Annotated in this window: 7 protein-coding genes; all 7 read right to left on the minus strand. The window is 45.0% G+C overall.

Going from position 1 to position 12,162, the window contains the following annotated elements; genetic code table 11:
- Nucleotides 1-46: 46 nt before the first annotated feature.
- A complete protein-coding gene (locus FKP33_RS19805; protein WP_141336158.1) occupies nt 47-1,057 on the minus strand; it encodes a hypothetical protein in 1,011 nt (336 codons plus the stop codon).
- Between the two features lie 205 nt (nt 1,058-1,262).
- Nucleotides 1,263-2,594 (minus strand): DUF2357 domain-containing protein, encoded by a 1,332-nt coding sequence (locus FKP33_RS19810; protein WP_181410221.1) that lies wholly within the window; start codon nt 2,592-2,594, stop codon nt 1,263-1,265.
- 136 nt (nt 2,595-2,730) lie between these two features.
- Nucleotides 2,731-4,992: an McrB family protein gene (locus FKP33_RS19815; protein ID WP_141336160.1), complete on the minus strand. Its 2,262-nt coding sequence runs from the start codon at nt 4,990-4,992 to the stop codon at nt 2,731-2,733.
- Nucleotides 4,993-5,013: 21 nt separating this feature from the next.
- Nucleotides 5,014-5,199 (minus strand): hypothetical protein, encoded by a 186-nt coding sequence (locus FKP33_RS19820; RefSeq protein ID WP_141336161.1) that lies wholly within the window; start codon nt 5,197-5,199, stop codon nt 5,014-5,016.
- Nucleotides 5,200-5,628: 429 nt separating this feature from the next.
- The gene (locus tag FKP33_RS19825; RefSeq protein WP_141336162.1) at nt 5,629-6,000 is read right to left on the minus strand and encodes a hypothetical protein; all 372 of its coding nucleotides are present in this window, start codon (nt 5,998-6,000) and stop codon (nt 5,629-5,631) included.
- 432 nt (nt 6,001-6,432) lie between these two features.
- Nucleotides 6,433-9,288: an ATP-binding protein gene (locus FKP33_RS19830; RefSeq protein WP_141336163.1), complete on the minus strand. Its 2,856-nt coding sequence runs from the start codon at nt 9,286-9,288 to the stop codon at nt 6,433-6,435.
- 30 nt (nt 9,289-9,318) lie between these two features.
- Entirely contained in the window at nt 9,319-12,162 is a 2,844-nt protein-coding gene (locus FKP33_RS19835; protein WP_141336164.1) for a DUF1156 domain-containing protein, read from the minus strand.

Here is a 12,162-nt window from a genome sequence, read left to right on the forward strand (position 1 = left end):
CTAGCTCCGCAACCCATGAAACGAGCATAAAAAAAGAAGCTGGCGCTTATTCTCCCAGCTCCATATCCTCCTTGCTCCGGTATACGCTGCCATCCCGATACACAATCACCGGGTCGGGCCAAGCCTGATGATTCCACTGATATCCCTCCTGAAGCGTGAGCAGGTACGGCTTCTCGTGGTCGTCCTGATGTTGCGCCAGCTCGTAGCGGATCCGGTTGATGTTCGATTTGACCACCGTGCTGCGAGGCGGCATCGGTTTACCGAACCTGGATTCATACAGATCCGCCCCCTTTAGCGGACGCTCCGACTCCATGAGCAGCCACAAAAATTCCGCCGGACGCTCTCTTAGCTGGATCCGCTTCGTTCCCTGCAGATGCAGCCATACTTGGCGGGGCGCCTCCGTGAAGCTGAGCACAGTCCTCCCGCTGTCAACCAGCTGCTCGTATGCCGCCTCCGAAATATCCCGCTCCTTATGCTTCTCCGACAGACGGAGTGACTTGAACCCGCCGTCCTCAAGCAGCAGCGACTCTGTTTCGCCCACGAGCTCCTTCAGACGGTCGCGCAGTTGTCCCTTCATGCCGCCCCACAGGGTCATGACCGTTTCCATTGACCGGCGGCTCAGGTGCTGGTACGCTCGGGTTTGGTAGCAGAGTGCCTTCACAGCCTGCTCATCGGTAATCCGGTGCTGGCGGTACCTCACCGATCTCTGCAGCGCTTTGCCAAAGTACAATGCGGACTCTTCCCAACGTTGATCGTAATAGTACAGAAATCCAAGCCGATAGCACGCCAGAGAATGCTCAGGCTCCATACGCACGGCCTGCAGGAACAGATTCTGGGCCCGCTTTAGGTTCGTCCTGCTCATCTTCAGGTCGCGCCCCAGCTCGAGTAAACACCGGAGCAGATTGTTCCGGTATCGCTCCTCCCCCGGGCACAGCTCCGACAGCCGGTTATACAGCGACAAGCCCTGCTCCCAATACTGATTCTCCAGATGGTCGCCCTCGCCCATCTCCCACCGCTCCGCTTCGAAGAGCAGCAGCTCTTGTTCCTGACTACTCATGTTAGACACCCTCCGTAGCATGTATTTTCTATATACTCCCATTACGATACAAAACGGATGATTTCGTCAAGATTTTGAATGATGACAATCCGTTCAAACCAGGTAAAGATGGATCTTTTCAATCCCCTGCCAGAAAAATGTGTATTAACTGACACTTACAACTCGCCCAATTAATACACGTTCCCCAATCATTTCATTCTCTTGGTCACATATCCATTTCCATTAAAATTTCAGCTAATTTGTTCTCCAACTCTCGAACAATTCCGCCCGGCTTTAAGCAATAAGCTCCCATCCGATACCGCTTCCGATATTCATCTCCGAATAGGTGTGAATTTTCTTCCCCAGACGCCGGTGTAATGATATATACTTCTTCCACAACCCTGCTGCCGTCCGCTTTACTCACGATTCCATCCCGATACTTATGCATCTCGCCGAGTGCCATCGGAAGGTTATGGTCAAGCCGATATTTGGGGTCAAAAATATATAACCTTCCCTCCGATTCGAGCACAATATCGGGCTTCATCCCATGCGTGTACGTGACGAAATCTTGCGTTGCGCTTGTAAACCACCGCTGATATGCGAGTGTCGCTCCGCCCACAAGTTTAACTCGACTCTCTTTCTTCTCGGACAATTTCAATACAAGCCCGTCCTGTTCCAGGGAAAACAGCTCAGAAGTATCAAACACTGCTTTATTTTCCCGAAGTATCTTAACCATCTGCATGAAAACCCAAATTTCATAAAGGTGATACGTATCCTTCAGCGGAATCGAGCTTTTGAAGCCAATCGAGTACTGATTAAACTGATAAAGCTGATGAAACCAAGAAAACCAATTGCGATATATCGGATGTTTGCGAAAAGCTTGAGAAACCACAACCGGACCGACGTGCGGCTGTATTTGGTGCAAAAAGGAAGACCGAAGCCAATAGTGGATACGGTCAAGATAATGCCCTGCTTTTAATCGTATGGCATCAACAGCTGCGGCTTGATATTCACGCAGAAGACGCTGTAATTCATGCAGCTGTCGAAGCAGGACCTGATTTTCATATACGTTGAAGGTATCTTCCCGTACACCGGACCAAATGAGCTCCGGAACAGGAATCTCCGGACTCATTCCGTAGCCTGAATGACGTTCCCACCATGCGAGCAGAGCGGGCGTTACATGCTTCACACTTTCCCTGTGAATCCATTGATCCGTTGTTCTTAGCCTGCGAAGCGGTTCCGCTTGAATTTCTTTGAACGTTCGCTGCAACCGATGAAAAGTCCTTTCGATATAATCCCACTGAGCCATGGATACTTTCCGCACAAAACCGCTGTTGTCAAACTTCGAATGTACTCCGCAATGCTGAAAACAAGCCGCGGCTTCTGTAAGAATATCCGAAATCATCTGTTGGAAATCGATTTCTGTTAATTTCCGCTTATCCGAATACAAAAAGGTTTCTATGGTTATCCGCTTTACATTCTCAATGGTGAATACAAGCATGCCCGACTGAAAAGGCGCCGCCCATTCGCCTTCCCAGCCGTAATCCGTAGAGACCATTGGCAATGGCATTCCATTCAGAAGTAATTTGAACGGAACATTGCATTTCGTTCTCCAACGATACGTTTTCGCTTCTTCAAAACGCATTTTTTCAATAGGGGTCCACATCCCTGTATCCGGGCAATAAAATTCGGGCTTATCTCCAGAACTGGGTAGCGCCATATCGATCCAGTTCTCCCTTCATGCGCAGCAGATGAAATAGTGATTCCGAGCCATCGCCCAATTTTGTGCTTGTCCATTCAATCAAGTTAACGAGCAAAGAATCGATCCGTTCTTCCCCGCGAATCTTCGGTAATACTTTCTCAGCGATAACTCTATCAACAGCTTCTTTCTTTTCCATCCGGATTTCCTGATCAAGCTCAGCGTTGGCATAAAGTTTACGGAGCATCTCATTCATCGTTCTGTAGCCGAAATGAAGGTCATAGTGTCTTAATTTTTGATGAAGTTCCTGCAATAGTCCCCATTCCTCATGCAAGGTAGTTTTATACTTGGACTCTATATTAACCCAGAACTGATCTAAATCTACATCTGACAATGTCATCACGAAGGCTCTGTCCAACACCTTATCAGATATGCTATGCGTTGTCTCATCCACGTTAATCGTTCCGATTACATATAGGTTGTGAGGGATTTGCACTTCCTGCGGAACATCTGTAATATGACTTTCCGTATGCAGACGAATCGGCTGTCTCGATTCAATGGCACTTAAGTAGTCGCTCAAATAATATTCGACACGGGCTAGATTCATCTCGTCCAGCACAATGAACATCGGTTTTCCTTCCTGGATCGCTTGAAGCACTGCGTTCAGAAAGGGTGTCCGAACATATCTTTTTTCCAAAGCGCTATAATAACCGAATAAAGACGTAGAATCGGTCCAATCCGGCCGAACCGGGATGACTTTCAAATACGGATTTATCGCGTCGTACGTTTTGCCGTACACAGCGTTTGCATAAAGCAAGCAAAGTCTTGTTTTCCCCGTACCGGATATCCCGTTCAGGATGACAAAATGCTTGTCTTCCAGGCTCGTCAAATTCAAATGAAAGTCCCGAACAATGGCGTCCGGGTATGTGTAAGGACTTTCGCGTACATTGGACAAGATGGCGAACAGGTTAAAATCGTGCTGAAAACCCTCTTCCATTTCATCCTCTTCCTCAGCATGAGGTTCATCATCCTGAATGAATTGCTCTGGTGGATCTTTGGGAAGATTGATCATTCCTGTACAATCTGCGAATAGTGCAGCAGCTGTGATCAACCTGCTCTTCACATTTTCGATTGGCTCAGAAAACCGTAACTTCTCATTATCCCAAGCACCAACAATAAACGAATTCCCATCAAGCTGAAAACCATGCTTCATTAATTCTTCAAGCGATTTAGTTTGATATTCTTTATTCTTACTAGATGAGTATTGATCTTTACCTCGGAACTTAAAGCTTTTCGTTATCGACCATTGAATAAGTCCATTTCCATGTAAGTTACGAATATTATAGAAGAGATGCCCATATCCGTTGACAAACACGCCGATAGCTTCATTTGGTTCCCTCAAGTAATTTTCTAACATCCCATCCTTTACCAATTGGCCTTTATCATAGATGCCATATTTTTGCCGGCGTTGGTTAGGTTTGATTTGATTCACTTGATCAAATTTAACGAGGTATTCTTTGCCATAGAGAGAGAGCTTGATATCTTCTATATGAGAGTTGAACTGTTCCAAAATCGTTAAGGAGAGTGCATGGTTAGCAGCCTCATTACGTATAAACTTTCTTATTGGTTCAAGCAAATTCCAAGTACCCCATATTACATCAACTAGTTCATCCATTTGTGGGATCTGATCAAAAGCAATTAATGTCCCAAAATAAATCCATGGACGGCGCTTCTCATTTGCACATTTTTGAACATAGGGAATCAAGTCTGATTTGTTTATCAAAACTTCGTCCTTATCACTAATATAAATACTTACCTGATCAGAAAGTGCTTCAAGACTCTCGCTAAGTTTATCTACGTTTCGCTGAGTTCGCACTGCTTCCCAGAAAGGATAGAAATTGCTGGACAATATAATTTTCAATTTTCTATCTGATCCGTTTAACGATAGCATTAAAGCGGAGTACTCTGATTGAAAGAAGCTTTTATCCATTAATTCAACAAATGCTTTTTTGCCAATATCAGAATTCTGTTTGCTTTCTGCATATTTAGGATTCCGAGCATCATGCATCGTTGTACGGAGAGTAGCTTCATATGTATGAACATAATAATCGAGCAATTCGGGGGCGGCATTCGCATATTTGTTTTTAAACTCGTCCATAAGTTGACGAAGCACGGGTTGGACTTCATCAAGCACACGTTGACAACGCATTGATGTTTCTGGAATATTCAAGGCTTCTTCGATTTGGGTAATGTTCATGTTTGCCTCCACTATTTTAAATCATTCGTAAGGATTAGATCTTAACGTCATTCCCGAATTGACCAGCGATAACAGATATTGATGTTCTTCAGATGTATCGTTCAACCTGGATAGCAATGCAGCATCCAATTCAATAGGAATTGCCTGGCCATCTTCAATAACACAACGGGGAACGGCACCTTCTAAGATCCGGATTGCAGGTTCCATTCGAATATATCCTTTATGCTGCCACATTCTCTCAACAATCGGGTCCACATCTCTGCAACCACTTCTTTATAGAAAGGAGTTCAATTCCTGCTTGGATAGGGCTTGGAGTGCTGATAGATTTACCTTTCGAATATGCTCGTTAATGGTGTCTTCATTTGGGTCGGTTAAAACAGACAAATCGAATTGGTATGCCCAAAATTTGAATTGCCTTTAGCATATTGGTGCATTCCGAGCATTTCAGAAATGCCATTACCTAATCCCTGCCATCGCTAATGTCTGTTGATCCTATTTAAACATCATGATTAGACAATAGGTTGTCATCGAATATATGTTCCTATGGAATAAAATCCCTTTACTGATAATTCGACAATATAGGCAATAAGTCCTTGTTTATGTAAATTCGCACAAAAAAGACGACCACAATGATCGTCAACTTTCATGATTTCTCATTTTTCTTTTTATCATCTGAATGTGTCTTGACTTCACTACGTTAACTCGCTCATTAGGACCAAATATTCGTTCGGCCCTATCGACATAATTAAGGAAGTTCCTATTTTTTAAATCCTTGCTAACCTCATGCTCATGATATCCAAATTTTCGATAGAGGCGTATGCTCTTTATGATTACTTTTGTTTTTGGATCATCTTTTCTTTTCAGAATCTTCTTTATATTTCGATTCAACTTATTATAATACTGTGAAATGGTCTTATCCCGAATAGTTACAGCATTCCTATCGAAGGAAAAACCTAAGTAATCATTTTCTCTAAGTTGACAGGTAAGATATAATTGTATTGCAGCCACTCGTACATTACGCCTCCTCAACTATGCTATGATAGTTGAGGAGGCGTGTTCAATATGGAGTGCTAGTTGGTTGCTGTGTGAGTCCGTGTCCACCAGTGAACCTTGTCAATGTGTCATGTGCGGCGCTTCTGCGATCCAGACTCTTGACTTCAATTTCCAATGTTTACAGCAGTCTGCTAGGCAAAATCATGACATCATAGTTTCATAGATTTGGCAAACTACAATTCGACCAAAATTGTGATACTCGTTCACTCAACCAATCGTGTATTTAACACAGCATCCCTCAGTGCTCATGCTTAAGATCCATTATTACCATACTAATAAATCCACTAGTATTTTACTATTAGCTTTCAAGTACCAGGTTCAACACCACAATTTGTTATATAATGATGATTATGTGTCATTCTCTTATTATCTATGCTTCTACTAAAGTTAATTTTCTTCAAATTCCGTCATATCAAATCTAAGCTGTCCACCATTCTCACGAATAATGCGTTGGAATGCTTCATCAAAACCGCCTTGTGAAGTAGCCTCCACCTCAACAGTAATCGTAACAGTCCCGTCATGTTTAAGTGCAAAATGGCTCAGAACCTCGTCGTATATCTTTGCGAAGTCCATCTTGGCAGTCGTTTTGGGTAACTGCACCTTACCATAGAAGCGCCGCTTCACTTGTTGCACTGGCGGAGTTACGACTGGAGGCTCGGGGTTCACGGGCCCAATAGGACCTAACGAACCCCCAGAAGACCCTCCTAGGGGACTCACTGGTAGGGTTCCTCCGCTTGTTGGAGGTGTATTACTACCTCCTTGTTGTCCTGCTTCCCTTTGCGCCCTTAACTGCTTTTGAACAGCATCATAAGCTTGAGCAATCATTGGATGAATTAATAATGTAGTCCCGTCAAGAATAACACTTATGTTCTGTTCCAACGCAAATCCTTGGTATTCTTCTCCCTCACGACCATACGCCACTCCGAAAAAGTCACGACTACGAACCCCAGCATCTATTGCTTGATGATACACGGATTGGTTATGAAGACGAGGCAAGTAAAGATACTGACAAGTCTTCTTCCATACATCAAGTGCGTGTGCATCATTCAATTCATTTTTCCAGAACCATGTCTTCAACATGGAACTAAGGTGCACTGGAGCCCACGTGGTGATCAGCAGTCCATCTTCCTTTAGTTTGTTTGCGATGTCTACCATTGCATCATTCGCATTCGGCTGGATCGACATTGCTTCCCAGGCTACGTCTGTTACCCCTTGGCCTTGTCGCGCTTCCTGATACGGCACCAGAAGCCATTTGAACGCTTCGCGCAGGGTACGTGAGGCAACATCTTGTGAACGCGCCTGTTGTTCCTCAGCTTGCTTTTGCTGGACTCGATCCAGATTCAGTCTGGCGTCCTTGATATCATTTACGATGGACTGCCACGACAACACCGTTCGAATGCTCTCTCGGAGACGCTGTACCGCTTCATAATCTGCCGCCAAGAATATCAATCGATTTTGATGACTGCGCGGCTGACTGCCCCGTTTTATCAAAATATCGCCCGCAAACGTAAACGCTTGGTTGTGTGCCGATCGACTGTATGCACCATTTGTCGGGAGAACCACTAACCGCAGTTCTTCATCGTCAGGTATATCAGCCGATGGGGTGAATATGTGAACGCCAGCAAACTCCCGTCTGGTATCCAGCAACTTGGTAAGGCGGGCACGTATCTCGGAATCAGTATCAGTAAACCGTTGTTTGCGCTCTTCCATCTCTCGACGAAGATTCGGACGGGTATCGTAGTAGAAACGATTATTCACATTGTTTAGGTAGTGCAGAACATCGCTCATACGTCTCAGAACATCTTTGTAGACACCGATTGTTTGTCCAGGCTGCACGCATCCAAGTAGAATCCGCAACTGATCGATGCCTCGTTGCGACTTTAGGGTAACGCTTGGTGCACTACCCAAAAAGATTGTTCTTGCTACCCGCCGCGCAGCTTGATATGCACCAAATCGGGAATCACGATCAATAGTTACCGTCTCAGCACGATGACCATCAACATCCCGCTCAAGCACAGGGTCCCATCCTTGTGGTAGATAGTACACTAATTCGTTCCGTACATCCTGATCGTTTAGCGGCAAATCGCTACATTGAATCATCGGTGATGCATTGCCTTCTGTCCAGAGCTTATGAATAACTTTGGCCATAAGTTTGAGGACACCACGGGTACGCTGGAACTTATCCAACGACGACCAGTCTTCATACAAACGATCAAAGACTTCAGGATGTATAGGGTATGATTGGTTAAGCCGATCCAGATAACGAGTTTCTTGTGTCTCGGAAGGGAACTCCGTACTATGCTGCACATAAAGCTCGGAATAAGCGCGGCAGACCTCTTCCACGGCATGTACATCCGAAATGTTCGTAAAAAGTCTGCGTCTTACAATCTCAAAAGCCTCTTCAGTAGCTACAGGCTTCCATAGTGCCTGGACACGGCCAAAGTACTTCTCAAGTGCATCGAGGGCCTGTTGCCCGCGAATTCCGCCAAGCTCGGCATGCGATTCAGGCAGGGAAGCAAGCATCATGGCTTGTGGAACGGCCTTCAAGGCCTCGGTCAATGCTTGAATAAAGGACAAATTGGAATCGAACGTTCCCCCTGCATAGGTTCTGCCTTCTTCAAATTGTCGGAGGTAGGCAACCAACTCATCGATTAGAATAACACATGGTGAATACTTACTAAGCAGTTCAGCTAGTATAGCCTTACCTGGTGATGTTCCGCTCACATCTGCATCTTTTACGATATTGTAGGCTTCCGCTTGCCCTAGTTGCCATGCAAGTTCTCCCCACATGGTGTGAATCAGTACGCCATCTCTGCTATGCGTCTGGTTCGGTGAAAGTTCATTACCATCCAGCACAACAACTCTGGCTTTTGGCACATCCATAATGCCAGCAGCATCTACAATTGATGCCACGCCTTGAAGTTCGCTAAGAGGGGCTTTTCCACTTGCCAAATGATATACGGCAAGCATAGTATGTGTTTTACCGCCCCCAAAAGCTGTTTGAAGCTGGATTACGGGATCTCCTCCACGTCCGCTCAAACGTTTAATGACAGAGTCCAACAGCAACTTCATGCCTTCGGTAATGAAGGTTCGAGAGTAAAACAGCTTAGGATCGCCATATTCAGGTGATGCCGATCCTTGATGTACTCGGCTTAAGTCTGCCGCGAATTCAGATTGCTGAAATGTCCCGTGCAAGACATCTTGATGCGGTATAGCAATTTCTCGCCAAGGTTTTATACTCATAACTGACGATCTCCTTTAACTGTGCTTCAGCTAAAATAGCTCTATCTGTGTTCCATGGTGTCCAATATCATGTGCTGCTGCGTCGATAGCGTCCCAACTTGCGATAAGTTCGTTATAAGGGCGTGCATCATCTGCCCAGCCCTTACGCTCAAACAAAGTATAAAGGCGGTAAGCAAGATTCCGAATTGAGTCTGAACGCGCTGGCATGCCCGCAAGTACTCTACCTGCATCTTGTTCCCCTCGCTGTTGAAGTGATCGAATCATATGATGAAGGGCTTCCCATACAGGAGTACGGTTATCTTGTTCAGGGTTCCACGTAGTTGGGTATTCTTTCCACTTGATTAATCTTACTTTACCTTGCCCTGATTCTAGCACCCCTGCCGCTTTCATGCCTTCAACGGTCGTGCCCTTAGCTGTCGCCAAGACTTCAGCTTGGCCGTAGTCACCTGGATTCCAACCAAATTGGTCCAGCCAGTTGAGACAAAAGAGCGTATCAGCATCAAGCTCCCCGTCTGATGCATTTAGGTATGCATCTACGACGCGGTTAATTAACTGCAATGCAGTTCTGACCGTCATCTGTGACCCATCAGCTTCGAGCACTGCTTTGTATTTAGAAAATACAGACATACCAGGACCGATAGAAGCTTGTTGTAAATCAACAGCAGCAATAGGTGAGGATTCACGATTTCCTCCAATCATGGTTTCCAATGCTTCAGGAAGCGTTTCGTTTAATTCACGTACAAATAGACGACGTGAAACTGTTTCCGCTTCGCTTGATCTGCGACGACAAACAAGAATGATACTACTTGCCAAGGCATTTGTACCCATAGCAACTTGGCGAGTTTTCATTTCTGTACGCATCGGCCAAGTTCCAGTTAACGCAAAGCCTGCTCGTATTACTGCTTCTAAAAAAGTTTCCCAACCACTTGATACTATTCCTGAATCTAAAGTATCAGATTGTTTGAAAGCGTAGTAAATCGTTACAGGAAAGGCTGGATGAGCCTGCACAGCAAGATTATGCATGGCACGGGTCATCCCTTCCAAAAAAAACATTTCTGCTTGTTCTTTACTACTATGGCGGTAAGGTATTGCAACTAACTCTTCGTTCTTGGGAACTGCAAGTGTCCCAAATAAGTCTGGGAATAAAGGCTTCAACGAACGCCTAAGCCACACATAGAAAAAATCTGAAAGGTCGGCATATCCAATATTGTCGTAGTACGGTGGGTCAGTTGATACTATTTTAGTATCGCTCAAGTTTTGATTAGTCGCATTAAGTTGGACCGAGCCCCCCTGTTGAACATCCTTAGTGAACCAAATCAATGTATCATAAATTAACTTGACAGCTGCTGAGAGGCTGCCAGTAGCACCAGCTAAAAAATTCGGCTCGGCAAAATCCCACAACATCGGAAGGGCTTGTCTACCAAAAGCGTGTTGTGCCTTTTCCCCAACGGGGTTCCAACGCACCAAGGAGTTTCCTGACATTGCCAAGCGATCTACAGCCAATGCTAAATACACAGCTATTGCGTCAGCATATGAATTTGCGTCAAATCTATCATTCTTTCTGTTCTTGTCTACTTGGATCGCATCGAAAATAACCTTCTCTCGTACCTTGAGGACCAAATCAGAAAAAACAGTAAGAGCAAAAAGTTGACGCTCCGTAAAAAGATGGCTGAAATGCGTTAGTCCATATAGTGGTGTAAACATGGAACGCTTATCCCCTGGGATTTCCACATCAGGGCGCCAATCAGACTTAACTGAAAAAGCCACAGTTTCCATTGATGTGGTGGGGGACAAATAATATCTTCCCCGACTGCCTTTAGCGACTATAGCCATTAGGCGTGTACCTATACGACCAGCTAATCCCTCATTTTTTATATAATTAGGTGTAATAGGCGTGTCGGATAATAGACATTGAAAATTTGCTCCTCGAGCTAACTTAGTACCATTTTTCACCCTTTCTTCGTTTTGTGGTTTTCCATATCTCACTTCAAACTTATACGAATCTCCTTCGACAACTGGTTCAATGTAAACTTCTTTTCCCTTTTTGGTTGATAAGTAAAAGGTCGAAACCAGTGGCACATCAACGTGGCTAAACGCAGGATTTGGACTTTTAACTGTTCGTGCCCAGATCCAAGCGATAACTGTTGATTTTCCGCCACCATGTTCAGGCTGCAAGTCTACCTCAGGATATAGATGCCCAATTATTTTATGAGCCTCTTCACGCATCCACTGGCCGTAATATCGAACATCCTCCGCAAGACCTTTGGCTCCAATCCAATCATCATCCACTTGTATTAGTCCATTATTTTGCTCTGGGTTTACTGGAGGCGATCCAGCAAATTTTGGCGGAATCTCGATCATCGCTTTATTTATCATAACCGCAACAGGATTAAGATCAGATGCATAAGATTCTAGTCCAAGACGCTGTGCCTCTAACGGAATGGCTCCACCTCCAGCGAAAGGATCATGAAAGGCAGGAAGCTTGTCTGGATCGAACCCAGGAATACCTTTATTTAGTTCACACGTTTCGCGCCAGCTCTTCCAGATTTCTTCACGAGCTTCGTTAAGCACTTCTTCGTTATTAACGTTCTCCCACTTTACAAGTTTACGCATTATTCCAAATAGCCGCTCGCGCTCTTTTTGGGCAGATTCTTTATTTATCCCTCGCCCTAGTTGACGCTCATAGCCAGGATCATTAACCATTTGTGCAAATAGAACAGCCCGCGCTGCGGCAAGTGGCCGTCTAGCCCACCATAAATGCAGGGTCGATGGATGTCCTTGCCGTATGGACTTCTCTCGAACAGACTCTTCATTAATATCATCAAGTGGCAATGCCACTTCTATCAACTTCTTTGGCGTCTTAATGTTTGCCAT

The sequence above is a fragment of the Paenibacillus sp. tmac-D7 genome (assembly GCF_006519665.1).
GTDB lineage: Bacteria > Bacillota > Bacilli > Paenibacillales > NBRC-103111 > Paenibacillus_G > Paenibacillus_G validus.

What these genes read in the sequence shown, in the direction of transcription:
- FKP33_RS19810 (WP_181410221.1), bottom strand. Translation starts at nt 2,594, where the DNA reads ATGGTCTCTACGGATTACGGCTGGGAAGGCGAATGGGCGGCGCCTTTT.
- FKP33_RS19820 (WP_141336161.1), bottom strand. Translation starts at nt 5,199, where the DNA reads ATGGAACCTGCAATCCGGATCTTAGAAGGTGCCGTTCCCCGTTGTGTT.
- FKP33_RS19835 (WP_141336164.1), bottom strand. Translation starts at nt 12,162, where the DNA reads ATGGCAAACATTAAGACGCCAAAGAAGTTGATAGAAGTGGCATTGCCA.
- FKP33_RS19805 (WP_141336158.1), bottom strand. Translation starts at nt 1,057, where the DNA reads ATGAGTAGTCAGGAACAAGAGCTGCTGCTCTTCGAAGCGGAGCGGTGG.
- FKP33_RS19830 (WP_141336163.1), bottom strand. Translation starts at nt 9,288, where the DNA reads ATGAGTATAAAACCTTGGCGAGAAATTGCTATACCGCATCAAGATGTC.
- FKP33_RS19815 (WP_141336160.1), bottom strand. Translation starts at nt 4,992, where the DNA reads ATGAACATTACCCAAATCGAAGAAGCCTTGAATATTCCAGAAACATCA.